We start from the raw sequence: 22,909 nt of genomic DNA on the forward strand, positions 1-22,909 counted from the left end.
TGGTTGTGTGGGTCATGAAAGAGAAAAGTGAGTGAGGGGAGGGCAGGCCCATTCGGCCGTTCACAGCGGCCCGAGGCCTGTAAGCGTGAACTTGAAGCGCACCTGCACCTCGTTGCCGACCATCGAGGTGTCGGTCCATTCGCCGTCGCCCACCTTGTAGTCGAGCCGCTGGATCGTAAAGCTTCCGGTGGCCACCGCGTAGTTGCCGCCGGCCGCCGCGATGCTGACGGGCACCGTCACGTACTTGGCCGTGCCCTTGATGGTGAGCTTGCCCGCCATCTCGAACTTGCCGTCGCCCAGCGCCTTGATGGCGCTCGACTGGAAGCTTGCCTGCGGGAAATGCGCGGCGTCGAACCATGGCTGCTTGGGCAACTCGGCATCGCTCATCGGAACGCCGAAGCCTGCGCTGGCCGTGTCGATCTGCAGCGCGACGCTGCCGCCCTCGGGCTTCTTCGGATCGAAGGCGACGTGTGCGTCGAACTTCTTGAACGTGCCTTCCACCGGCACGCCCATCTGCTTGGTGACAAACACGATCTGGCTCTTGTCGGCAACGAGCTTCGCGGCCGCGGGCTCGGCGCCGGCCGGCAGCGCCGTCGCGAAGGCCAGCGCCGCGAGCGGCGGCAAGAGGCGGAAAAACAGTCGCTTCATCATCGAGCAGATTCCTTGCGTGGCCCGGGCCACATGCGTTTCAGAAGACCGTCGCGGTCGATCCAGTGGTGCTTGAGCACGGCAGCCACGTGCAGCAGCGTGACGCCCGCCAGCACGAAGGCGCAGTTGCGGTGCAGCGGCTGCAGCACCGCCTCGGCGAAGTCGTGGTCGACAGGCACGAAGTCGGGCAGCGGCAGCACGCCGAACCACGCGACCGGCATGCCCATGGCCGAGCTGTAGGCCCAGCCGGACAGCGGCACCGCGAAGAACAGCAGGTACATCAGCGTGTGGCTGATGCGGTAGCTGGCCAGCTGCAGCCGCGTCATGCCCGGCGGGAGTGCCGGCGGACGGTGCCCCAGCCGCCACAGCAGCCGCAGCGCCGACAGCGCGAGGATCGTGATGCCCGCCCATTTGTGCCAGCTGTACACCTTCAGCCGCAGCGGCGAGAACGGCAGGCCTGTCATGTAGAGCCCGACGCCGAACGAGCCGACGATCAGGGCCGCGAGCAGCCAGTGCAGCGCGATCGCGAGCGGGTCGTAGCGCGGGTCGGCGGCGAGGGGAGGGGGGGATGTGTCGGTGGACATCGAAGGCAGGGCTGGCGGCCTGTGCGCGGAGCATATATCGGAAGCCATGACAGCACAGCAGGGGCCGTGCCAGCCCGGTGGCCTCGGTCAGCCCCGCAGCTGCTGCGCCTTCAGCAGCACGCCGCGCAGTTCGTCCGGCTGCACCGGCTTGCGCAGCGCATGCCAGCCGCGCTCGGCGGCGAGCCGCTGGGTGGCTTCGTTGATGTCGGCCGAAATCAGCGCGATCGCCAGCGAGGGCTTCTGCCGCTGCAGCTTTTCGGCCAGTGCGATGCCGTCAAGCGCGCCCGGCAAGCGGATGTCGCACAGCGCCGCGTCGAGCGCGCGCAGGTCGGCCAGCGCCAGCGCCTCGGCGGCGCTGGCATAGACGCGCGGCTCCACTTCCCATTGCAGCAGCAGGGCCGAGAGGCTGTCGGCCACCACCGTGTTGTCTTCCACCACCAGCACGGCGAGCCCGGGGCGCAGCGTGGCCCCGTCGTCCTGCGCCACCGCAGCAGGGCGCGTCGCCACCACCGCGCCTTCCGGTGCGGCAGGCAGTTCGAAGCTGAACACCGACCCTCGCCCCGGCGCCGAGCGCAGCGACACCGCAATGCCGAGCTGCGCCGCCAGCCGCCGCACGATCGCCAGGCCCAGCCCATGGCCGCGCTGCAGGTTGCGCTCGACGTTGCCGATCTGCTCGAAGTCGTTGAACACGCGCTGCTGCGCGTCGGCCGCGATGCCGATGCCGCTGTCGCGCACCTCCACGCGCCAGGCCCTGCCGGCGCCTCGCCGCCGCGCCCGCACCGCCAGCAGCACGCGCCCGCGCGGTGTGAACTTGACGGCGTTGTCGACCAGGTTGGCGAGCACGCGGCGCAGCGACACCGTGTCGCTCCAGGCGATTGCGTCGCGCGGGCAGCGCACCAGCACCCGGCCGTCGCCCGCCTGCCGGGCCAGTTCCTGCAGCAGCGGTGCCAGCGCCACTGCCGCCGGGCGCAGCGGATCGACCGCGGCCTCGATGCGGCCGATTTCCAGCAGCTGGTTGGTCAGCCCCTCCAGCGCCTGCTGCGCCCGCGCCAGCGAGCCCACCGTGTGCTGCACCGCCTCCATGTCCGCGCCGTTGTTCAGCTGCTGGCGCAGCACCTCGGCCTGCAGGCCGATGGCCATCACCGGCTGGCGCAGGTCGTGGTTGGCGGCCGAGAAGAAGCGCAGACGCTCGGCCTGCGCATGCTCGGAGGCGCGCAGGCCGGCCAGTGCCTGTTCGCGCAGGGTGCGTTCGTTGAGCCGCAGGCCGATGTTCTCTTCGAGCTGGCGCGAGCGCTCGGCCACCAGCTTCCACATCATCGCGATCAGGCCGATGCCGATGACCGCCACGGCCATCATCACCGGCGCGCCCATCCATAGGCCGGTAACGATGATCGGCGCCAGCAGCAGCGTGATGGCGAGCTGCGTGGCCGGCGTGTAGAACGACACCGAGAAGGCCGACGACAGCGTCATGCCCATCAGGATCAGGCCCAGCAGCAGTTGCAGGTCGGCGCTCGCGGGGTTGAACAGCAGCACCCCGGCCAGCCCGTGCGCCAGCTCCCAGATGGCCGTGCGCAGCGTGTGCGTGCGCTGCGCCTCGCGCAGCGTTTCGGGCGTGAAGGGCTCTGGCAGGCGCTGCGGGAAGAAGCCGCGCATTACCGTCACCCCCGTGACCAGTGCGATCCAGACCAGCGCGCGCGTCAGCGAGTACTGCCAGGCGAAGAGCGCCGCCACGCCGCAGTTCAGCAGGTACTGCACCAGCAGCACCGGACCGATGGGCCGGACCGACAGCCGCAGCACCTCGCACTGGATCGCGAAGCGGTCGTCGCTGCTGTCGCTGGCGGCGGCCGGCGCGGTCGGTGATGCGGGGGTGGGGGTCATCGGCGAATCGACTATATAGAGAAGGTGCGTGACGCGGCGACAATGGAGTCCCCTAGTCGGGTTCCCCGATGGCCTAATTTCCGTGAACGATCTCTCCTTTTTCCTGCCTTGCGCCGCCGGCGTCGAGGAATTCCTCGCCCAGGAGGTGCACGCCCTGACCGGCCGCGTCGGCCAGGACCTGCTCACGCTGCGCGGCGGCGTGCGCGTGCGCGCCGACTGGCGCGACGCCTTGAAGCTCAACCTGCACTGCCGGCTCGCGCAGCGCGTGCTGGTCGAACTGGCCCACGCGCCCTACCGCAGCGAGAACGACCTGTACGCCATCGCCAACGGCGTGGCCTGGGAGATCTGGTTCACCCCGAAGCAGACCTTCAAGATCGAGACCACCGCCCAGCACAGCCCGCTGCAGAGCCTGAATTTCGCCACCCTGCGCATCAAGGACGCCATTGCCGACCGCTTCCGCGCCAAGGCCAACGGCGTGCGCCCGAGCATCGAGACCCAGTGGCCCGACTGCCGCGTGTTCGCCCACCTGACCACCGACACCTGCACGCTTTACATCGACACCTCGGGCGAGCCGCTGTTCAAGCGCGGCTGGCGCCAGGACAAGGGCGACGCCCCGCTGAAGGAAACCCTGGCCGCCGCCATGCTGGCCGCCAGCGGCTGGTGGAATCCCGAAACGGGCGAAGTGTCGGCCCAGCCGCTGTACGACCCCTGCTGCGGCAGCGGCACCATTGCCATCGAGGCGGCGCAGATCGCGCGCGGCATCGCGGCCGGGTCGCTGCGGCGCTTCGGCTTCGAGAAGCTGCTGCCGTTCCAGGCGCACGTGTGGACCGCCATCAGGCAGGAGGCCGAGACGACCGTGCGCGAGGGCGGCGTGGCGATCTTCGGCTCTGACGTGTCGCACCGCATGGTCGACTTTGCCGAACGCAACGCCGAGCGCGCCGGTGTGGCGCAGGCCATCGAGTTCCGCGGCGGCGACGCGCTGCAGCGCATGCCGCCGGCCGAGGGCGGCGTGATCATGCTCAACCCGCCGTACGGCGAGCGCATCGAGGTGGGCGGCGTGGCCGGCACGGGGCGCTCGGGTGCGCGCGAATCGGCGCAGACCGAAGCAGGCGAAGGGGGTGATGGCGGCGAATTCTTCCCGCAGCTCGCCACCCACTGGAAGAAGAATTACGCCGGCTGGACCGCCTGGGTGCTCACGCCCGACCTCAAGTTGCCCAAGCAGATGCGCCTGAAGGAATCGCGCCGCGTGCCGATGTGGAACGGCCCTATCGAATGCCGCCTGTTCCGCTTCGACATGGTCGCGGGCTCAGCGCGGAAGTAGCTCGCCTTCGGGCTTCGGCTGCTGTTCTTTGGCTTCCTTGGGGCGAACGGCACAGGCCGCGTTGATCGTTCGCGTGACGAGGTCGCGCGCGCCGGCCAGGGTCACGGTGCGCACGTCGCTCTCCTCGAAATGCCTTACCGCGACCGGCTCGCCGACGAAATCCGGATGGCCGAAGTAGGTAGCGCTCACGTAGCGCGCGCTGCGGGCCTCGCAATCGACCTTGGCCCGGGCCTGGAAGGAGCGGAACCTGATGCCGTCGCGGCCCGTGCGGTCTTCCGGCAGGCTCATGCGCAGGCTCACGAGGCGGTTCGAGCCGTCCACCTCGACGCTGGTCGGCTCGACCTGCACATAGCCGCTGGTGGCGTCGCCGGGCGTGCCCGACAGCGTGAACCACTCGGCCCGGACACCCACGGAGGCGAGCAGGACGAGGCAGAGCAGCGGGAAACGTTTCATGAAAGAGGGCGGATGCTGTGATGAGGCAGGGCGCGCAAGCGCCCGGGAGCATTGTCGTCGGCCGAACCGACTCGGGCCTGACGCCGGCACTCGCATGGTGCAACATCGGCGATATCCCCCGCACATTCCATGACGTTGACAGAATCCTCCGCCCCCGTCGTCATCGACACCAACATCGCGCTCGACCTGCTGGTCTTCGAAGATCCGGCCTGGGAGCCGCTGACTGCGCGGCTGGCCGCGGGAGAACTGCGCTGGCTGGTTACGGCCGCCATGCGCATGGAGCTCGAACGCGTGCTGGGCTATCCGCTGATTGCAAGGCGCATGGCGCAGCGCGAACTGCAGGTGCCGGCGGTGCTGGCAGATTTCGACGCGCGGGTGCAGATGGTCGAGGGCATTCCGCCGCGCGCACCTTGCGTGTGCAGCGATCCTGATGACCAGGTGTTCATCGACCTGGCTGTGGCGCATCGGGCGCTGCTGCTGAGCAAGGATCGGGCGGTGCTGTCGATGAAGAAGAGGCTGGCGCTGCGTGGGGTGGCGGTGCAGGCGACGTTCGCGGCCTAGCTGCCTCAATGGTTCGGGTGTCGGGTATCAATTGACAACCTTTTAGTCATCGATCCTTGTCAGGACGCTGTTAGATTTTTCAGCAAGGCGAGGATGGTTGCGGCGAATAGGCATTGCAGTCCCTTGCTTTTTTTGCGGCACCGACGCCACCCCTTCAGCCTTTGCTATGACTGGAAACCATGCAACCATCTTTTGCGACTCTTTGGTCGAATCACCCCAATATCAAGGGCGACGATGACCTGCTGGACAAAGATACCTACAAGGACCAATGCGCGATCAACGTAGGCGCTGCCTTTATTCGTTCGAGCATGAGCCTCGACAACTTCCGAGGTGTCTATTCCTGGCAGAAAGACAGGCCGAAGTACCCGATTCGTGCGCAGGAGTTGGCGAACTGGCTGGATTCGGGAACCTCGGGTCTTATGTCGCGCACCGAAAAGTACACCGGCAAAGAAGGATTCGACAAAATCGCCAAGCGCACTGGAATCGTGTTCATCCAGAACTACTGGGGCGAGGGGAGACAAGGTGACCACATCGACCTCTGGAATGGGTCGCGGATGACAGAACTCATGTCATATTTCCGTGTGCAGTGGCATCTCTCTTGGGAGGGGATCATCACTGACATGCGTCTGGCGCAAGCTATTTGGTTTTGGCAGGTTTCATGAAAATCCTACTTCGCCTCATCTGCATTGTGCTGGGGGGGCTGGCGCTCAGTTTTGTTGTGGCAAAGTGCGTGCTCGTGCCCATTGGCCAGTGGTACGAAATGAACAAAGCGCAAAGCGAGAGCGATCTAACTCAAGCCTTTGTAATCGCCCTTGCGGTGCAGGCAATTTGCGCCATCGTGGGTGGTTGGTTAGGCGACTGGGCATTCCGCAAATGGCGGCAGAAGCGACTCGATCGCCAATAACTCGCGCAACGACTGTCGCTAATTCGGGAGAGGCGCCAGATACCACCGCCCCAGCAGCCGCGCCACCGCCCGCACCCGCTGCGTATCGCGCCCCCACCGCCGGCTCGCCGGCAGCTTCTGCGCCCACTTCATGCGCCGCGCTGCGTTCGCGATGCGCTCGCGCACCTCTTCGTTCACACCGGACAGCGCCGCATGCCAGTGCTGCCCGGCAGCCTGCGGCGCGGCGGCTTCCAGCATCATGGCCGTCGAGTGCAGGTAGCTCAGCCAGTCGCGCGCCTGGCATTCGGCCAGTGTCATGACCTCGGCCGGGTCATCCTCGAAATCGATGTAGCCGATCACGCCGTCGGGGCACTGCACGAGGTTGCGGTCGAAGGCCTGGCTCAGGTGCTGGCCGCGCACGTGCACGGCGGCGATTGCTGTCAGGCCCTCGCGCCAAACAGCCAGCAGCGCCGCGGGGCCCGCTGCGGCGGCCTGGTCGAGCCGCTCCTGCAGCACGACCGTCGCGCGGCCGCTTTCACCCAGGTCGGAGATCAGCAGGCCATCGGCCTGTTGTGCCAGCACCACCGGCACGCGCAGGCCGGCGGCCGCGAGCTGTTTCAGCCGACGCGCCTCGGTGGCGATGGCCGCTTCGCCGCCCGGGTTGGGCACCGGCTTGATGATGTCCAGCCGCGCCATGCGGGCGACCGCCGCCATCACGCGGTAGCCCCACTTGCCATGCCGGGGGCCGGCCTTCTTGAGCCACACGCGTTCGCTGCCGAAGCGGTGGCTGGCCACGTTCTTCTTCTGCTGGGGCAGGGTGGTGCGCAGGAACTCCGCGTAGTCGCTGGGCGCTGGCGGGTTCGGGGAAAGCGCGTCGAGGGGCGCGGGCGCCGAAGCTGCGCCCTTGCGCGTTTGCAGGCGCGCGTTGGCGCCTCGTCTCAAAGGATTCATCAGGTCGATACCTCCGCACTCCGTGCTGCGGTACGAGCTTGCTTGGGGCGGCCCGGCGCTGCACTCATGCGGCCATTGCAAAGCCCGTCACAAGCCCTTGCGGGCCCTGTGTGACGGGCTGGAAACTCTCAGCACTGGCCAGCGGCCAGTAGGTACGGAAAACATTGTGCTGCTCGTCGAGCGGGCCGAGCAGGGCGCCCGGCTGCACCTGCATCACCAGGTTGCTCAACAGGCGCACTTCGGTGTCGGAAATGCGGCGCACGATGTGGTGCGCGGTGATCTGCTGCGGATGGTCGAGGCCCGCGGCCTGCACCAGCTCCTGCAGCGCATGCAGCGTGCTGCGGTGGAAGTTGCGCACGCGGTCGGCCTTGGTGGGCACCACCAGCGCCTGCTGGCGCAGCGGGTCCTGCGTGGTCACGCCCGTGGGGCAATGGCCGGTGTGGCAGCTCTGCGCCTGGATGCAGCCCAGCGCCATCATGAAGCCGCGCGCGGCGTTGCACCAGTCGGCGCCCAGCGCCATCATGCGGGCCACGTCGAAGGCGGTGATCACCTTGGCGGCGCAGCCGATCTTGATGCGGTGGCGCAGGTTCACGCCGATCAGCGTGTTGTGCACCAGCAGCAGGCCTTCCTGCAGCGGCGCGCCCACGTGGTCGCTGAACTCGACAGGCGCCGCGCCGGTGCCGCCCTCGGCACCGTCGACCACGATGAAGTCGGGCGTGATGCCGGTGGCCTGCATCGCCTTGACGATGCCGAACCATTCCCACGGATGGCCCAGGCAGAACTTGAAGCCGGTCGGCTTGCCGCCCGACAGTTCGCGCAGCTTCGCGACGAAATGCATCATCTCGGTCGGCGTGGAAAACGCGCTGTGCGACGAGGGCGAGATGCAGTCCACACCCACCGGCACGCCGCGCGCCGCCGCGATCTCGGGCGTGACCTTGGGGGCTGGCAGCACGCCGCCGTGCCCGGGCTTGGCGCCCTGGCTCAGCTTGATCTCGATCATCTTCACCTGCGGGTCGCGTGCGTTGGCGGTGAAGCGTTCTTCGTTGAAGGTGCCGTCGTCGTTGCGGCAGCCGAAGTAGCCCGAGCCGATTTCCCAGATCAGGTCGCCGCCGTGCACCCGGTGATGCTGCGAGATCGAGCCCTCGCCGGTGTCGTGCGCAAAGCCGCCCATCTTCGCGCCCTTGTTGAGCGCGAGGATGGCGTTGGCCGACAGCGCGCCGAAGCTCATGGCCGAGATGTTGAATACGCTCGCGCTGTAGGGCTGCGTGCAGACCTGCGCCGGGTTGGCGCCCACCGGCTGCGGCGTGCCGCCGATCACGATGCGGAAATCGTGGTTCTCGAGCTTCGTCGGCTGCATCGAGTGGTTGATCCACTCGTAGCCCGCGATGGTCACGTTCAGCTGCGTGCCGAAGGGCCGGTTGTCGGGGTCGCCCTTGGCGCGCTGGTACACCAGCGAGCGCTGGGCGCGCGAGAAGGGTGCGGCTTCCGAGTCGCTCTCGATGAAGTACTGCCGCATTTCTGGCCGGATGAACTCCAGCAGAAAGCGCAAATGGCCGATGACCGGGTAGTTGCGCAGGATGGCGTGGCGGGCCTGCCGCAGGTCGTGCACGCCGGTACCTGTAAGTACCGCAAAGACTGCCACGCCGATCCAGGACAGCCACAGGTGCGGCGACACCAGCACGAACGCGAGGCAGGCCACCAGACCGACCACGCACAGGGCGAAGGCGCTGTAGCGCGTCGGAAACGGAATAATCGTGGGCATAGAAATAGTCTCGACCGGAGCCTGCTGCATCATAGAGGGCTGCCCCGAACTTGCCATGACGACCATTCCCGACCCCATTTCGCCCCCAGAGGCCACCTCCGCAGCCCAGTCCCCCCTCGGCCCCGACGATTTCGACGCACTCGACCAGGCGCTCGACGCCATGCGCGAGCACGACGAGGAAATCCCCCAATGGGAGTTCTGCGAGGGCTTCATGGCCGCGCTGATCTGCACCCGCCGGCCCATCATGCCGTCCGAATACTGGCCCGTGCTGCTGGGCGACAGCTTCTCGTCCGCGCAGCACATGGAGTTCGTCTGGAACTGGAAGCGCCGCTGGGTCGAGATCGAAGAGGGCCTCGATGCCCCCGTCGAAACCCTCGACGACGAACGCAGCTGGCAACCCGAGGTGCTCGACACCCGCGGCGCCATCGCCTCGCTGCCCGAGGAAGAACGTGCCGAAGTGGCCGGCGAAGCGATTCCCTCATTCGCGCAGGTCTGGGCGCTGGGCTTCATGTACGCGGTCGAGAACTGGCCCGAAGACTGGGCCACGCCGCGCGACAAAGATGCTGCGCGCATGCTCGACGACGCACTCGACAACATCGTTGCCCTCACCGAGGACGACAACGCCAAGCCCACGCTGTCGATGTACAGCGACGATGCCCCGCCCAGCGTGAGCCAGCAGCGGCTGGACGATTTCGGTGCCGCCATCTGGGCCGTGTACGACCTGCGCCAGCTCTGGAAGAGCCTGGGCCCGAAGGCCGAGACCATCCGCAAGGAAGCTGCTCCCGGCCGCAACGACCCGTGCCCCTGCGGCAGCGGAAAAAAATACAAGAAGTGCCACGGTGCCACCTAGCGCCGGCAGTGGCACTGGCAGCGCACCCCTGACGCCGCGCGCGGCCTGGGTGATGGTCCTGGCGCTGTGCGCCGGGGTCGCGCTGAGCCAGGCTTTCCGCACGGTCGGCGCCATCATGGCGAGCCCGCTGCAGGCCGACTTTCATCTTTCCGCCCAGGCCCTCGGGATCTTCTCGGGGGCTTTTCACTTTGCGTTCGGCGCCATGCAGCTGTTCATGGGCATCGGCATCGACCTGCACGGCGTGCGTCGCACGGTGCTGGTGGCCTTTCCTGTCGCCATCGCGGGTGCGCTGCTGTCGGCGGTGTCGTCCAGCTACCTCGTGCTGGTGGCGGGCCAGGCGCTGATCGGCGTGGGTTGCGCGCCAGCCTTCCTGGTGTGCACGGTGTTCATCGCGCGGCACTTTCCGGCGGCGCGCTTCGCCACCGTGTCGGGCATGGTGCTGGCCGTCGGCGGCCTCGGCATGCTGGCCACCGGCACACCGCTGGCGTGGCTGGTGCAGGCCTATTCATGGCGCGCGGGCTTCCTGGTGCTGGCCGTGGCGGCCGCGCTGGCATGGCTCGCAATCTGGTACTGGGTGCACGAGCCGGCCTCGGCCGTGCCGCAGGTCAAGGAGTCGATCCCCGAGGCGATCCGCCAGTTCGGCGCGCTGTTCGCCATGCCGCACACGCTGGGCATCATGGTGCTGGGGGCGGTCACCTACGCCGCCTTCATCTCGCTGCGCGGCCTGTGGCTCGGCCCGCTGATGATGGAGCGCCACGGCTATTCGCTGGTGCAGAGCGGCAACGTCGCGCTGGCGGTGTCGGTGATCTCGCTGTTCGGCGCGCCGCTCTTCGGCCGGCTCGACCGCGACGGCGCCGGGCGCCGCCGCTGGATCGTGATCTGCGCGCTCGGCTATGCGGGGCTCTTCGCGCTCATCGCGGTGTTGCACTCGGCCTGGCTCGACATCGCCGGCATGGTGCTGATCGGCGTGCTCTCGGGCTTCATCGTCTGGCAATACGCCGACGTGCGCGGCGCCTATCCGGCCACGCTCACCGGCCGCGCGATGGCCGTGTTCACGATGGCGATGTTCCTTGGCGTGGCGCTCATGCAGTGGGGCACGGGCGTCGCCGCTTCGGTGGCGTCGGCGCATGGCGGCGACCCGCTGACGGCCGTACTGGCCACCATCGCCGCGCTGCTGGTGCTAGGCATCGCGGCCTTCGCGTGGCTGCCCGCGCCGAAGGCCGATTCCGTCAGATCTTGAAGGCGCGCTGAATGTCCGGCCGCACCAGGTCGGCGTACTCGCGATGCTTGCGGATATAGCCCGCGATGAACTGGCACACCGGAATCACATGCAGCCCCTTGGCGCGCGCCTCGTCGAGCACGTGCCTCGCGATGCCCGAGCCCACGCCCTTGCCCTCGTGTTCCGGCAGCACCTCGGTGTGCGTGAACATGATCGCGTCGGTCAGCAGGTTGTACTCGGCATAGGCCGCGAGCTTGGCATCCAGCGTGGCCTCGTAGCGGTGCTGGGCTTCGTTGTTGGAAAAGGTGAGGGCGGTGTTGTTGCTCATGGCTGGCGTGCAAGAAAAGTGGCGAGGTTGGCTGCGGCGGTGGCGCGCACCTTGTTGCGCAGCATGGGTGTCCAGCCGAGCAGCAGGCCCGGCGTGCCGAGCGCCTGGCGCGACCAGGTCCAGAACGGAAAGCTGTCGCGGTGCGTCGCGATCAGCCCCTCGGGCGTGAAGGTGAAGCGCGCGTCGATGCTGTTGTCGACGAGGCGGCCAGTGGCGCTGAAGCGGTAGTGCGCGTCCCAGTGGGCGCTGCCGGTACTGTCGTCGGCCTTCACGTCGCGCCAGGTCAGGCGCCACACGTCGGCGCCCTTGGCTTTCGTGGCCGTGGCCAGCATGCGCCACATGCCGCCCACTTCGCGCCGCCCACGCAGCGAAAACGCTTCGTCGTCGAACACCGCGTCGCTTGCGTAGCAGGCTTCCATGGTGGCGGCGTCTAGCTTGGCGAACGCGCTGTAGAAGCGCTCGATGGTCTGGGCATTGGTGGCTGCGGTCATGAGGCCTTCGGGTTGGTTGGCGGGGAGTCACAGCACCTGGGGAATGGTGCGGGCGAGGAAATCATAGACCGAGCGGATGCGCCGGTCGGTGCGCACCTCGCGGTGCACCGCCAGCCACACGGGCAGCACCGGCAGCTTGATCGAAGGCAGCACGCGCACCACTTCGCCGTCGGTGTGGGCCAATGACTCGCTCACGAAGCCGATGCCCATGCCCTGGCGCAGCGCCTCCCAGTACACGCTGACGTCGTCGGTGCGAAAGCAGAAGTCCTCGCGCTTCAGGGGCGCGCCGAGCTGGGCGGAGCTGCGCAGGATGCTGTCGTCGCGGTCGTAGCCCAGCAGGTCGTGTTTGAGCAGGTCGGTGATCTGGCGCGGCGTGCCGCGGCGGCGCAGGTAGTCACGCTGGGCGAAGGTGCCGAGCGCGAACCGGCCCACGCGCCGGGCGATCACCGAGCCGGTCTCGGGCGGGCTCATCCGCAGCGCGATGTCGGCCTCGCGCCGCAGCAGGTTGCTGACTTCGTTGGTTGCCACCAGCTCGACCTGTATCTCGGGCAGCTCGCGCCGCATCTGGGCCAGCAGCGCCGGCAACAGGTGCCGCGCCGTGGCCTGGCTCGCCGAGATGCGCACCGTGCCGGCCAGCGCGGTGTTGGCGCCCGACACGCTGCGCGACAGCGCGAGCGCGCCGCTTTCCATGGCGCGCGCGGCCTGGGCGAGCCGCGTGGCCATTTCGGTCGGCCGCAGGCCCCGGCCGGTGCGCTCGAACAGCACCACGCCCAGCTGCGCTTCGAGTTCGGCGATGTGGCGGCCCAGCGTCGGCTGGCTCGCGCCCACGGCGCGCGCCGCTCCCAGCAGGCTGCCATGGTCGAGCGCAGCCAGAAACGCGCGCACCAGCCGCCAGTCGAAGCCCAGTTCCTTGTCGGGTCTCATCGGTATTCAGTTTTGAATAGCAGTTATCGAAGCTTGACGCATTGTGAACTGCGGGCGCGCTTTCGATAATCCGCGCAATGGATGAGCGAAGAAACTTTGTCCGGCTGCTGGGAGGCGGCGTTGTCGTAGCGGCGGGTGCGGCCGCGCTGGCAGCCTGGTGGCTGAACTCCGACATGCCGGCGGCCGCGCTGGAGGTATGGAACGGCCCCGGCAACGAGCCCGACGTGCGCAAGCGCGCCGTCGCCTATGCCGTCACTGCCCCCACCGCGTACAACTGCCAGCCCTGGCTGGTCGACCTGCGCGAGCCCGACGCCATCGTGGTCTATTGCGACCGCGAGCGCGTGCAGCCCGAGTCCGATCCCTTCGGCCGGCAGGTCGTCATCGGCCACGGCGCTTTCATCGAGCTGCTGGTGATGGCGCTCGCGCAGCAGGGCGTGCAGGCCAGCGTGCAGCTGTGGCCGCAGGGCGAGCTGATCGGCGAGCCGCGGCACTGGCCGCACATTCCGGTGGCGCGGCTGCGGCTGGCGGACGGTGGCGTGCCCGATCCGCTGTTCGCGCAGGTGCTGCGGCGGCGCACGCCCAAGCAGCGCTTCGACCTCACGCGGCCGGTGTCGGCCGACATATTGCAGGGCCTCACCTCGGTGGTGCCGGTGGGCGGCATGGTGAGCTCGGCCGGCACGGTCGAGATGGCGCGCGTGCTGCCCTTGCGCAGGCTCTGCGCCGCGGCCGCGCGCGTGGAGCTCGCCACGCCCGGCACCGCGATGGAAAACCTGCAGCTGCTGCGCATCGGCCCGCAGGAGATCCTCGAACACCGCGACGGCTTCTCGGTCAACGATCCGGCGCTGCGCATCGCCGTTGCGCTGGGGCAGTTCAGCCGCAGCACGCCCGCGCCCGAAGACAGCCCTTCGTTCCGCCAGACCCTGCAGATGTTCGAGGACCAGGCCCAAACCGCGATGGGATTCGTCTGGCTCAGCACGCGCGGCAACAGCCGCACCGAGCAGATTGCGGCGGGCCGCGCCCACGTGCGTCAGCAGCTGCGCGCCACCGACCTGGGCCTGGGCATGCACCCGATGAGCCAGCCGCTCGAAGAGTTCGCGGAGATGGCGCCGTGCCGTGCGGTCGCGCACGACCTGCTGCTGGGCACCGCGCGGCCGGGCGACAGGCACAGCCCGACGGTGCAGATGATGTGCCGTCTCGGTTACCCGATGGCGCCGGTGCCTGCCGCGCCGCGCCGGCCGCTCGGCGACTTCATGACGGCCTGAAGGCCTGAAGGCCTGAAGGCCGGAGCCTGCCCGCGCGTTCAGCGCGAGAGCAGCTCGACCAGCGTCTTCAGCGCGTGATGCACCGTGGCCGCGCGCACCGTGGCGCGGTCGCCGTCGAAACGGCGGCGCTCGGTGCGCACATCGCCATCGACCGACCAGCCGAACCACACCGTGCCCACCGGCTTGTCGGGCGTACCGCCGGTCGGGCCCGCCACGCCGGTCACGGCCAGCGCCACGCGCGACGGCGGCGAATGCGCGATCGCGCCCGTGGCCATGGCGCGTGCCACCGGCTCGCTGACCGCGCCGTTCGCCGCGATCACCGTTGCGTCCACGCCCAGCAGCTCGGTCTTGGCTTCGTTGGAATACGTGATGAAGCCGCGCTCGAACCACACGCTCGACCCTGCCAGCTCGGTGCAGGCCGCGCCGATCAGCCCGCCCGTGCAGCTTTCGGCGGTGGCCAGCATCCAGCCTTTTTTCTGCAGCAAGCCGGCCAGGGCCACGACCAGTTCGGGCGTGTCCTGGTCGGCGAGCGCCGTTGTAGAGGAAGAGTCCATCGGGTTCACCATGCGCGCCAGAGTGCAATGACCAGCAGCGTGCAGAACGCCGCCACCAGGTCGTCGAGGATGATGCCGAAGCCCGCGCGCCACCAGCGCACCTGCACCGCATCGCGCTGCTTGAACAGCGCGTCGGCCCAGCCCACCGGGCCGGGCTTGGCGGCATCGAAATAACGGAACAGCGCAAAGGCGATGGCCTGTGCGAAGAGGCCGGCCGGCGTTACCAGCCAGAGCACGATCCAGAAGGCGATCACTTCGTCCCACACCACGGCGCCGGGGTCGGCCACGTTCATGTTGCGCGCGGCCACGGTGCAGGCCCACCAGCCGATGGGCAGCGAGGCCGCGATGATCCAGCCGATGGTCGCCGGCGTGAACCAAAGCTGCATCACCGCGAAAGCCACCCAGGCCCACAGCGTGCCCACGGTGCCGGGCGCGAAGGGAGACAGGCCCGAGCCGAAGCCCAGCGCTATGAAATGCGCGGGGTGCGACAGCAGAAAGCGCAGCGTGGCGCGGCGCATCGGGGGTTGGGGCATGGCGCCGGTGGTCGTGGTGGACAAGGAAGAAGGAGAGGAAGAAGCGGCGTGCATCGGGGCAGAAGTGTCGCGCATCTGCGCCGGCACCGGTTCGGTGCGGTTTATTTATCAAAGTAATAGCTTGTTTAATTGGCGCCGGCCGCCTAGTATCCGGACTCCTTTCCAAGCTTCGTCTTCGCGCCATGTCTTCCTCTTCCGCCGCCCTGCGTCGTCCGCCTGCCACCGCCGCCTGGAGCGAATTGTTCAGCGGCCGCAATGGCTGGCGCGCGCTGGCACTGACAGGCGGCGTCGCGCTGCATGCCGTCAACGTGCACATCGTGACCACCGTGCTGCCGTCGGTGGTGCGTGAGATCGGCGGGCTCGACTGGTACGCCTGGAGCACCACGCTCTTCGTGGTCGGCTCGATCCTCGGCGCCACGCTGTCGGTGCGGCTGCTCGCGGTGCTCGGCCCGCGCGGCGCGTGCCTGGCGGCGCTGGCGGTGTTCAGCGCCGGCTCGGTCGGCTGCGCGCTCGCGCCGGCCATGCCGTGGATGCTCGCGGGCCGCACGGTGCAGGGGCTGGGCGGCGGCCTGCTCGCGGCGCTGAGCTACGGGCTGATCCAGCTGGTGTTCGAGCAGCGGCTGTGGCCGCGCGCAGTGGCGCTGGTGTCTGGCATGTGGGGCGTTGCCACGCTGTGCGGGCCGGCCGTGGGCGGCCTGTTCGCGCAGGCCGGGCATTGGCGCTGGGCCTTCTGGTTCCTGCTGCCAGTGGCGGCGGCGCAGGCGCTGCTGGTGCTCGTGCAATTGCGACCCTCGATGGGCGTGAAGCACGCGCGGCCCGAGGTTCCACCGCGCGTGCCGGGGATGCAGATCGGCCTGCTCGCGCTGTCGGTACTGGTGATTGCGGCCAGCGGCCTGTGGCCCGAGCTGCTCTGGCAGGCCGTCGGCGTGGCACTGGGGCTGGCCATCGGCTTCGCGGCCACGCGCATCGACAGTCGCGCCACCGTGCGCGTGCTGCCGAGCGGCGCCTATTCGATGAGCGCGCCGCTGGGCGCCATCTACGCGAGCGTGGCGCTGCTGCTGATCGGCAGCACCACCGAAATCTTCGTGCCGTACTTTTTGCAGTTGCTGCACGGCCACTCGCCGCTGGCAGCGGGCTATCTCACCGCCGCGATGGCGGGCGGCTGGAGCGCGGGCTCGCTGCTGTCCTCGGGCCGCAGCGGCACGGGGGCCGACCGCATGCTGCGCGCCGGCCCGGTGATCTGCACGCTGGGGCTGGCGGCGCTGGCGTGGCTGCTGCCGTCACCGGCGTTCTTCGCCGACGGCTTCGAGACATTGCTGATCGCCGTCGCACTGGCGGCCGTGGGGCTTGGCGTGGGCATCGGCTGGCCGCACCTCATCACGCGCGTGATGGCGCTCGCGCCCAGGGGCGAGGAAGGCCTGGCCTCCGCCTCGATCACCACCGTGCAGCTCTACGGCATGGCCGTTGGCGCGGCCGTGGCGGGGCTGGTGGCGAATGCGGCGGGCCTCACCGTGCCGGGCGGCCTCGAAGGCGCGCGCTCGGCGGCCGTGTGGCTGTTCGCGAGCTTTGCGCTCGCGCCGGCCTTGGCGGTGTGGCTTGCGTACCGCGCCGTCGCACGGCGCGGCTGGTGAGCGGGCCAGCCTTAGAAGAAGAGAAGGCTCAGGCCACCACGCCTTCCCAGGCCAGCGCCCGCCGGCGCGCCCGCACCCGCAGGCCTTCACCGCGCAGCAGGCCCACCAGGTCGTAGACCTCGGCCGGCAGGTGCGCACCGCGCCAGGCCACGTGCTGGTCGGGGCGGCACAGCACGAGGCGGTGCGTGTAGGCCTTGGGTACGTCTTCGGTCTCGATGTCCAGCACCGTGAGCGGCATGCTGTAGGCGGCCGCGGCCCGTTCGAGCGGCCGCACGTCCGCGCTGCGGTCGAAGCGCAGCATCGTGTAGCCGGGGCCGAAGGCGTCGTAGACCGAGCGGCCGTCCGAAAGCCAGAAGTGCGGCGCGCGGCAGCCCGGCACGGTGGACGGCGTGAACTCGCCCATCGAATAGGGCGGCGCCATGTGCTCGCCGTCCGCAATGATGATCGGCGAGCCGCTGTAGAAGTAGCCGAAGTTGAGGCCGCCGCAGCAGAACTGCTGCACGTTCAGCTCGTAGGCCTCGCGTCCGATGTCGGCGCGCAGCGCATCGCCGGCGGGGCCGGGCTCCTCGATGTTCGGCGGCACGGCGCGGCGCGCGCGGATCATCTTCTGCGCATGGTCCATCGCGAAGTTCGACACCTGCTCGGTGATCGGCTGGCGCTCTGCCTCGTAGGCGTCGAGGATGGCCTCGTCGCCCCAGCCCTGCACCACCGCGCCCAGCAGCCACGAGAGGTTGAGCGCGTCGGCAATGCCCGCGTTCATGCCGTAGCCCGCATAGGGCACCCACAGGTGTGCAGCGTCGCCAGCGATGAAAACGCGGCCCTCGCGGAAGCGATTGGCCACGAGGCGGCGGCCGATCCAGTCTTCCTTGCTGATGATCTCGTATTTGAAGTCGGGGCCCACGCCGAGGATTTCGCGCAGCGACTTGTCGCGGTCGACCGAATCGAACTCGGGCTCTTCGGCATTCAGGTGGTTGTGCACCAGCCAGGTCTCGTGCCCGTCGATGGCGAACATGGTGCCGCAGCGGCGCGGGTTCATTGCGTAGTACGACCACGCCGGCTTGCCCGGAATCAGCGCGCGTAGCTGCGGCGCGCGGATGAAGGTCGACTGCACGCGCTGGATCACGGCCGTGCCTTCGAGCCTTGCGCCGATCTGCTTGCGCACGGTGGAGGCGCCGCCGTCGCAGCCCACCATGTAGCGGCATCGGATGCTGCGCGTCACGCCGCTGTCCATGTCGGTGGCGATGGCGGTCACGCCTTCATCGTCTTGCGTGAAACCTGCGAACTGCGTGCGGTTCAGGAGCGTCACGCCCGGCAGCGCGGCCGTGTGCTTCAGCAGGATGGGCTCGAGGTAAATCTGGTTGATGCGATGCGGCGGCTCAGGCGTGGGCCACCACGCGTCGGGGCCCTCGGTTTCTGTGTAGCGATCGCGGCGGCACGGAATCGGAATGCGCGTGAGTTCGGTGCCTGTCACGCTGGTGCGGAACACCACGTCGTTCGGATAGTCCGCGGGCAGCCCCGCATCTCGCAGCTTCTGCGCCACGCCCAGGCGGCGGAACTGCTCCATGGTGCGCGATGCCACGTGGTTGCACTTCACGTTCGGTGGCTCCGCGAAACGGCGCGTCTCGCAGATGACGACCGAGACGCCGCGCGAGGCGAGGTCCATGGCCAGCGTAAGGCCCACGGGGCCGGCGCCGACGATCATCACGTCGGCCTGCAGTGCTGCTGCGGTGTGGTGGTCGGTCATGTTCGCAAGAGGGCGGAAGGGTGCGTGCCGTCAGTCGAGCCGGATGTGGGCGGTCTGGATCACCTGCGCCCACTTCTTCGTCTCGGATTGGATGTAGGCCTCGAAGGCGTCTGTCGAGCTCGGCGCTGGTTCTGCACCGAGGTTGCGCATCGCGGCCTTGATCTGCTCGTCGCCGAGCGCGGCGTTGATCTCGGCGTTGAGCCGCGCAACGATGGGCGCGGGTGTGCCTGCGGGCGCCACCACGCCGAACCAGCCCGTGGAGTCGTAGCCGGGCAGGCCGGCCTCGGCCACCGAAGGCACTTCGGGCAGCATCGGCACGCGCTGTGCGCTGGTCACCGCGAAGGCGATCAGCTTTCCCGCGCGGATCTGCTGCAGCGAAGCCTGCAGGTCGACCAGCGCGAGCTGGATCTGCCCCGCCATGGTGTCGAGCGCCGCGGGGCCCGAGCCGCGGTAGGGCACTTCAACCAGCTTCACGTCGGCCATCTGCGCGAACAGCGCCGCCGACAGGTGCATGGCCGTGCCGTTGCCGCCATGACCGATCGACAGCGTGCCCGGCTTCGCCTTCGCCAGCGCGATCAGCTCGCGCTGCGTGCGCGCCGGAAGGGAAGGGTGTCCCACGATCACGAAGGGCGTGGCCGCGACCATGCCCACGGGTTTGAAGTCCTTCACCGGGTCGAAGGGCATCTGTGCGTACAGGCTCGCGTTGGCCGTCAGCGCACCGGCCGCGCCCAGCCCCAGCGTGTAGCCGTCGGCCGGTGTCTTGGCCACCAGCGCGAGCCCCACGTTGCCGCCGGCGCCGGGCCGGTTGTCGACCACCAAGGGCTGGCCCAGTTTCTCGTTGAGCCGCGGCACCATCAGGCGCACCACCGCGTCGGCGCTGCCGCCCGGCGGAAAGGTCACGACCATGCGGATGGGCCTGTTCGGGAAATCGCCGACGGTCGAAGATGGCGATGGCGCAGGGGCCTGCGCGAAAGCCGAGCCGCCGGTCAATGCCGCGCCGACTGCGCCCAGCATGAGCTGCCTGCGAAGCGCGCTCTTCCCGTCGGCAAGAGGTACTGCCATCGAGGCTCCTTGAATGTGATGTGTCTTTTCAACGATTGAACGATGACAGCATTCATTCGTAAATCAAGATATTTCTAATGAAATATCATCTTTTCTGATGAATACGAACTTCAGTCCTACGATCCGCCAGCTGCGTGCATTCCTCGCGGTCTACCAGCTGAAAAAGCTCAGCGCGGCGGCTCAGCGGCTGTTCGTTACGCAGTCGGCGGTGAGCATGCTGATCCGCCAGCTCGAGGACGGACTGGACACGCGCCTGTTCGACCGCACCACGCGTTCGCTCAAGGCCACGGCGGCGGCCGAGCAGATGATGGTCACGGTCGAGCGCATCCTGCGCGACGTCGATTCGCTCTCGGCCGACTTTCGCGAACTGGCCACGCTCGAGCGCGGCCGCGTCACGCTGGCCATCACGCCCACGCTCTCGGCCTTTCTTCTGCCCGATGCCATGCGCGCGTTCAACGAGCAGCACCCCGGCGTGCGCGTGCTGGTGAACGACTGCGCGCCCGACCAGTTCATCTCGCGCATCCTCGGCGAGCACGTCGATTTCGGCATCGGCACGCCCGAGCGGCCCGGCGCCGAGGTCGAGGTGCAGCGGCTCATGCGCGACCACCTTGCGCTGGTGTGCCGGGAAGACCACCCGCTGGCCAAGGCGCGCGTGGTGCGCTGGACCGACCTGGCGCGCCATCCCGTCATCACCGTGCGCCCGGGCTACGGCGTGCGCCCGCTCATCGACGGCACCGCGGCCGATGCGGGCGTGGCGCTTGACGTGGTGAACGAGGTTTCGTTTCTCTCGACCGCCATCTGGATGACTGCCGCCGGCATGGGCGCGTCGATCATGCCCTCGGCCTTCGCGCGCGCGGAGGCCAATCCGTCTCTGGTGATCAAGATACTGAGTTCGCCGCGCGTGGCGCGCGACATCTCCATCGTCACCAAGCGCGGCCACTCGCTCTCGGCCGCGGCGCGTGCCTTCATAGAGGCTCTGAAGCGCTCCCTATAATTTTTAGATCCACAACACACGGGAGGGCCAGTCCCCATGAGAACTTTCATTCAACGTCTCGGGGCCCTGTCGCTCCTGGTGGTCTTCAGCTTCGCGCTGGTGGCCTGCGGCAACAAGGAAGCCGAGCAGCGCAAGGCCTTCACCACCTTCCTGCAGACCCGCGTGCTCGACAAGCCCGGCCTGCGCGTGCCGGTGCCTAGCGAGGAAGAGAAAACCTCGTTCGGCGACTACGCGAAGCACTACGCCGTGATCACCGACTTCAACGAAGGCATGAACAAGTCGGTGAGCCAGCCCATGACGCAGATCATGGCCAAGGGCGCGCTGCGTTCCATCGCCGACCTGCCGGCGCGCCGCGACGACCTCAAGGCCGCGAAGGATGGACTGACCGCCCTGCGCACCGCGCTCGACCAGCAGACCGCCAAGGCCGATGCCGCGCATGCGCAGCTCAAGCAGCCCGACGACCTGAAGCAGGTCTACGACAAGGCCTTCGACAAGACCGTGACTGCGCCAGCCACCACCTTCAAGGAAGTGTTCCCCGCGCTCGACACCGTGTTCAACAGCGCGCTGGCCATCGGCGACTTCATGGAGAAGAACAAGTCGAAGATCCAGGTCGCAGGCTCTTCGGTCACCGTGACCGACCCGGCGGTGCAGGCCGAGCTCAACAAGATGCTGCAGCAGCTCAACGGTCAATCGGCAGCCATCAACGCTGCACAGCAGAAGATGCAGGCGATGGTGCGCGGCTCCTGACCGGAGCGGCGCAGCAACGACAAGAGCTCAGACGAAGTGGTCGAACGAGCCGAAGCGCTGTGACACCGGCGCGCCGGTTGCATCGACGATGCGCAGGCCGGCATCGGCCTCGATGCGGCCGATGCGCGTGACGCGCGTGGCGCTGTTCAGGCCGGCTTGCGTGACCGCGTCGCGCGCAGAGGCGGGCGCGGTGAAGACCAGCTCGTAGTCGTCGCCGCCAGAGAGTGCGCAGGTACGCAAGAGCTCGGTGCGCAGGCCGGGCGCCTCGGCAGCGATCAGGGCCGTGGCCGCATCGGCATCGAGCGTGGCGCCCACGCCGCTCGAACCGAGGATGTGGCCCAGGTCGCCGATCAACCCATCGCTCACATCCACCGCCGAAGAGGCGATGCCGCGCAAGGCCTGCCCCAGCGCCACGCGCGGCGTGGGCTGCTCCATGCGCATGCGCGTCGATTCGAAAGCCTCGGCCGACAGCACGATCGTGCCGCGAAACACCTCGAGCGCCAGCCGCGCATCGCCCAGCGTGCCGCTCACCCAGATGTCGTCGCCCGCGCGCGCGCCCGAACGCAGCAGCGCCGCGCCGGCCGGCACTTCGCCGAACACCGTGATGCAGATGTTGAGCGGGCCGCGCGTGGTGTCGCCGCCCACCAGCTCGCAGCCATGCGCATCGGCCAGCGCGAACAGGCCGCGCGAGAAGCCCTCGAGCCAGGGCTCGTCGACGCCCGGCAGCGCGAGCGCGAGCGTGAAGGCCAGCGGCTTCGCACCGCAGGCCGCCAGGTCGCTGAGGTTCACCGCCAGCGCCTTGTGGCCCAGCCGCGCCGGATCGACGGTGGAAAGAAAGTGCCGGCCCTCGACCAGCATGTCGGAGGACACGGCGAGCTGCATGCCCGCAGCGGGCGCAAGCAGCGCGCAGTCGTCGCCCACGCCCAGCGGGGAGCGCGTGGCGGGGCGCTTGAAGTAGCGCGTGATCAGGTCGAATTCACCCATGGGGTTGGAGCATAAGGGGTGGACTGCCTCGGTGGCGGGCAATGCTACAAACCTGCAATGCCTGAATTCGGACTTCTTTGATGCGATCGATCGAGAACATGCTCGGCCTTTGGGCTTCGGGTCTTCTGTCTTCTCAAGCGCTTGTCGACTGGGCCGGCGTTGCCGTCGCGAGAACCGATGAGTTTCAGCAGGAGCTTTTCGATCTCGTGACCTACGGGCCCGAGCTGTGCCTGAAGCGGGCTCAATACGATTTTCCTCCGCGCCCGGCGCCGATGAGCTATCTCCAGCAGTTCTGCGTCCGGGCGGTCGAAACCGAATTCGATTCGACGGTTTCGGCACTGGCATTCGCGAACTGGGCCTCGCGATACTGCATGGGCGAGGAGTTGTCCGAGCCTGCTGTGTCCTTCGGTTACCAGCTCGATCACCTGCTCAGCGACTGCGAAGACGAAAAGGCCGCACTTGCGTTCGTGCGAAGCGAACTCCCGCCAATGTTGCCGCGGTGCCGTGCCGTGGCTGCACCGTTCCTCGACGACCAAGCCTGATTG

General features: G+C 68.3%; 25 protein-coding genes. 11 read left to right on the forward strand and 14 right to left on the reverse strand.

Translation table 11 applies throughout. The features are described from left to right. Positions 1 to 60: 60 nt before the first annotated feature. From BLV60_RS10640 to BLV60_RS10650, 3 genes are all read right to left on the reverse strand, one after another. Positions 61 to 648 carry a YceI family protein gene (locus BLV60_RS10640; protein WP_093054278.1) on the reverse strand — a complete coding sequence of 196 codons (588 nt, stop codon included), beginning with the start codon at positions 646 to 648 and terminating at the stop codon, positions 61 to 63. Beyond that, a complete protein-coding gene (locus BLV60_RS10645; protein WP_093054113.1) occupies positions 648 to 1,232 on the reverse strand; it encodes a cytochrome b in 585 nt (194 codons plus the stop codon). Before BLV60_RS10645 ends, BLV60_RS10640 begins: the two co-directional genes overlap by 1 nt. 87 nt (positions 1,233 to 1,319) lie before the next feature. Continuing rightward, positions 1,320 to 3,110, reverse strand: coding sequence for an ATP-binding response regulator (locus BLV60_RS10650; protein WP_093054115.1), 1,791 nt, complete (start codon positions 3,108 to 3,110; stop codon positions 1,320 to 1,322). A gap of 82 nt (positions 3,111 to 3,192) precedes the next feature. On the opposite strand from BLV60_RS10650, the gene BLV60_RS10655 reads away from it, so the two are divergent. Further along, positions 3,193 to 4,431 (forward strand): THUMP domain-containing class I SAM-dependent RNA methyltransferase, encoded by a 1,239-nt coding sequence (locus BLV60_RS10655; RefSeq protein ID WP_093054117.1) that lies wholly within the window; start codon positions 3,193 to 3,195, stop codon positions 4,429 to 4,431. On the opposite strand, the gene BLV60_RS10660 is transcribed toward BLV60_RS10655, so the two are convergent. After that, positions 4,417 to 4,884, reverse strand: coding sequence for a surface-adhesin E family protein (locus BLV60_RS10660; protein ID WP_093054119.1), 468 nt, complete (start codon positions 4,882 to 4,884; stop codon positions 4,417 to 4,419). The genes BLV60_RS10655 and BLV60_RS10660 overlap by 15 nt on opposite strands. 129 nt (positions 4,885 to 5,013) lie before the next feature. On the opposite strand from BLV60_RS10660, the gene BLV60_RS10665 reads away from it, so the two are divergent. From BLV60_RS10665 to BLV60_RS10675, 3 genes are all read left to right on the forward strand, one after another. Beyond that, positions 5,014 to 5,445, forward strand: a complete 432-nt coding sequence (locus BLV60_RS10665; protein ID WP_093054121.1) for a putative toxin-antitoxin system toxin component, PIN family — start codon at positions 5,014 to 5,016, stop codon at positions 5,443 to 5,445. Positions 5,446 to 5,624: 179 nt separating this feature from the next. Further along, the gene (locus BLV60_RS10670; RefSeq protein ID WP_093054123.1) at positions 5,625 to 6,107 is read left to right on the forward strand and encodes a type VI secretion system amidase effector protein Tae4; all 483 of its coding nucleotides are present in this window, start codon (positions 5,625 to 5,627) and stop codon (positions 6,105 to 6,107) included. Then, the gene (locus BLV60_RS10675) at positions 6,104 to 6,349 is read left to right on the forward strand and encodes a hypothetical protein (protein WP_093054125.1); all 246 of its coding nucleotides are present in this window, start codon (positions 6,104 to 6,106) and stop codon (positions 6,347 to 6,349) included. The genes BLV60_RS10670 and BLV60_RS10675 overlap by 4 nt, the downstream gene beginning before the upstream one ends. Before the next feature lie 18 nt (positions 6,350 to 6,367). Here BLV60_RS10675 and BLV60_RS10680 read toward each other — a convergent pair whose 3' ends face one another. Further along, positions 6,368 to 7,279 (reverse strand): BUD32 family EKC/KEOPS complex subunit, encoded by a 912-nt coding sequence (locus tag BLV60_RS10680; RefSeq protein ID WP_093054128.1) that lies wholly within the window; start codon positions 7,277 to 7,279, stop codon positions 6,368 to 6,370. Positions 7,280 to 7,343: 64 nt separating this feature from the next. After that, positions 7,344 to 9,041: an FMN-binding glutamate synthase family protein gene (locus tag BLV60_RS10685; RefSeq protein WP_093054130.1), complete on the reverse strand. Its 1,698-nt coding sequence runs from the start codon at positions 9,039 to 9,041 to the stop codon at positions 7,344 to 7,346. A gap of 55 nt (positions 9,042 to 9,096) precedes the next feature. Here BLV60_RS10685 and BLV60_RS10690 point away from each other — a divergent pair, with 55 nt between their 5' ends. Both BLV60_RS10690 and BLV60_RS10695 read left to right on the forward strand, forming a co-directional pair. Continuing rightward, a complete protein-coding gene (locus BLV60_RS10690; RefSeq protein ID WP_093054132.1) occupies positions 9,097 to 9,891 on the forward strand; it encodes a YecA/YgfB family protein in 795 nt (264 codons plus the stop codon). A 52-nt stretch (positions 9,892 to 9,943) separates the two neighbouring features. Continuing rightward, positions 9,944 to 11,131 carry an MFS transporter gene (locus BLV60_RS10695; protein WP_093054134.1) on the forward strand — a complete coding sequence of 396 codons (1,188 nt, stop codon included), beginning with the start codon at positions 9,944 to 9,946 and terminating at the stop codon, positions 11,129 to 11,131. On the opposite strand, the gene BLV60_RS10700 is transcribed toward BLV60_RS10695, so the two are convergent. Genes BLV60_RS10700 through BLV60_RS10710 form a run of 3 tightly spaced genes read right to left on the reverse strand, consistent with a single transcriptional unit; the run spans position 11,121 to position 12,853 of the window. Next, complete coding sequence (locus BLV60_RS10700) at positions 11,121 to 11,438, reverse strand: GNAT family N-acetyltransferase (protein ID WP_093054135.1); 318 nt, start codon at positions 11,436 to 11,438, stop codon at positions 11,121 to 11,123. The two genes, BLV60_RS10695 and BLV60_RS10700, sit on opposite strands and share 11 nt — an antisense overlap. Beyond that, positions 11,435 to 11,929: a nuclear transport factor 2 family protein gene (locus BLV60_RS10705; RefSeq protein ID WP_093054137.1), complete on the reverse strand. Its 495-nt coding sequence runs from the start codon at positions 11,927 to 11,929 to the stop codon at positions 11,435 to 11,437. Before BLV60_RS10705 ends, BLV60_RS10700 begins: the two co-directional genes overlap by 4 nt. A 27-nt stretch (positions 11,930 to 11,956) precedes the next feature. After that, complete coding sequence (locus tag BLV60_RS10710) at positions 11,957 to 12,853, reverse strand: LysR family transcriptional regulator (protein WP_093054139.1); 897 nt, start codon at positions 12,851 to 12,853, stop codon at positions 11,957 to 11,959. A 77-nt stretch (positions 12,854 to 12,930) separates the two neighbouring features. On the opposite strand from BLV60_RS10710, the gene BLV60_RS10715 reads away from it, so the two are divergent. Next, positions 12,931 to 14,115: an Acg family FMN-binding oxidoreductase gene (locus tag BLV60_RS10715; RefSeq protein WP_256328960.1), complete on the forward strand. Its 1,185-nt coding sequence runs from the start codon at positions 12,931 to 12,933 to the stop codon at positions 14,113 to 14,115. Between the two features lie 38 nt (positions 14,116 to 14,153). Here BLV60_RS10715 and BLV60_RS10720 read toward each other — a convergent pair whose 3' ends face one another. Continuing rightward, entirely contained in the window at positions 14,154 to 14,681 is a 528-nt protein-coding gene (locus BLV60_RS10720; RefSeq protein WP_093054143.1) for a CinA family protein, read from the reverse strand. Continuing rightward, positions 14,675 to 15,202, reverse strand: coding sequence for a phosphatidylglycerophosphatase A family protein (locus tag BLV60_RS10725; protein ID WP_093054280.1), 528 nt, complete (start codon positions 15,200 to 15,202; stop codon positions 14,675 to 14,677). Before BLV60_RS10725 ends, BLV60_RS10720 begins: the two co-directional genes overlap by 7 nt. A 182-nt stretch (positions 15,203 to 15,384) precedes the next feature. On the opposite strand from BLV60_RS10725, the gene BLV60_RS10730 reads away from it, so the two are divergent. After that, on the forward strand, positions 15,385 to 16,833 hold the full coding sequence (locus BLV60_RS10730; RefSeq protein ID WP_093054145.1) for an MFS transporter: 1,449 nt from the start codon (positions 15,385 to 15,387) through the stop codon (positions 16,831 to 16,833). A gap of 28 nt (positions 16,834 to 16,861) precedes the next feature. Here the strand turns inward: BLV60_RS10730 and BLV60_RS10735 are convergent, their stop codons facing one another. Together BLV60_RS10735 and BLV60_RS10740 are read right to left on the reverse strand one after the other, a co-directional pair. Next, positions 16,862 to 18,577 carry an FAD-dependent oxidoreductase gene (locus BLV60_RS10735; protein ID WP_093054147.1) on the reverse strand — a complete coding sequence of 572 codons (1,716 nt, stop codon included), beginning with the start codon at positions 18,575 to 18,577 and terminating at the stop codon, positions 16,862 to 16,864. A gap of 30 nt (positions 18,578 to 18,607) precedes the next feature. Next, positions 18,608 to 19,639 carry a Bug family tripartite tricarboxylate transporter substrate binding protein gene (locus tag BLV60_RS10740; RefSeq protein WP_093054149.1) on the reverse strand — a complete coding sequence of 344 codons (1,032 nt, stop codon included), beginning with the start codon at positions 19,637 to 19,639 and terminating at the stop codon, positions 18,608 to 18,610. A 97-nt stretch (positions 19,640 to 19,736) separates the two neighbouring features. Here BLV60_RS10740 and BLV60_RS10745 point away from each other — a divergent pair, with 97 nt between their 5' ends. Both BLV60_RS10745 and BLV60_RS10750 read left to right on the forward strand, forming a co-directional pair. Further along, positions 19,737 to 20,633, forward strand: coding sequence for a LysR family transcriptional regulator (locus BLV60_RS10745; RefSeq protein ID WP_093054151.1), 897 nt, complete (start codon positions 19,737 to 19,739; stop codon positions 20,631 to 20,633). A 36-nt stretch (positions 20,634 to 20,669) separates the two neighbouring features. After that, a complete protein-coding gene (locus tag BLV60_RS10750; protein ID WP_093054153.1) occupies positions 20,670 to 21,380 on the forward strand; it encodes a DUF3053 domain-containing protein in 711 nt (236 codons plus the stop codon). Positions 21,381 to 21,407: 27 nt separating this feature from the next. Here BLV60_RS10750 and thiL read toward each other — a convergent pair whose 3' ends face one another. Continuing rightward, positions 21,408 to 22,364: a thiamine-phosphate kinase gene (gene thiL / locus BLV60_RS10755; protein ID WP_093054155.1), complete on the reverse strand. Its 957-nt coding sequence runs from the start codon at positions 22,362 to 22,364 to the stop codon at positions 21,408 to 21,410. Positions 22,365 to 22,444: 80 nt separating this feature from the next. Here thiL and BLV60_RS10760 point away from each other — a divergent pair, with 80 nt between their 5' ends. After that, positions 22,445 to 22,906: a hypothetical protein gene (locus tag BLV60_RS10760; protein WP_093054157.1), complete on the forward strand. Its 462-nt coding sequence runs from the start codon at positions 22,445 to 22,447 to the stop codon at positions 22,904 to 22,906. The last annotated feature ends 3 nt before the right edge of the window (positions 22,907 to 22,909 follow it).

The organism is Variovorax sp. YR634 (genome assembly GCF_900106655.1).
Lineage (GTDB): Bacteria > Pseudomonadota > Gammaproteobacteria > Burkholderiales > Burkholderiaceae_C > Variovorax.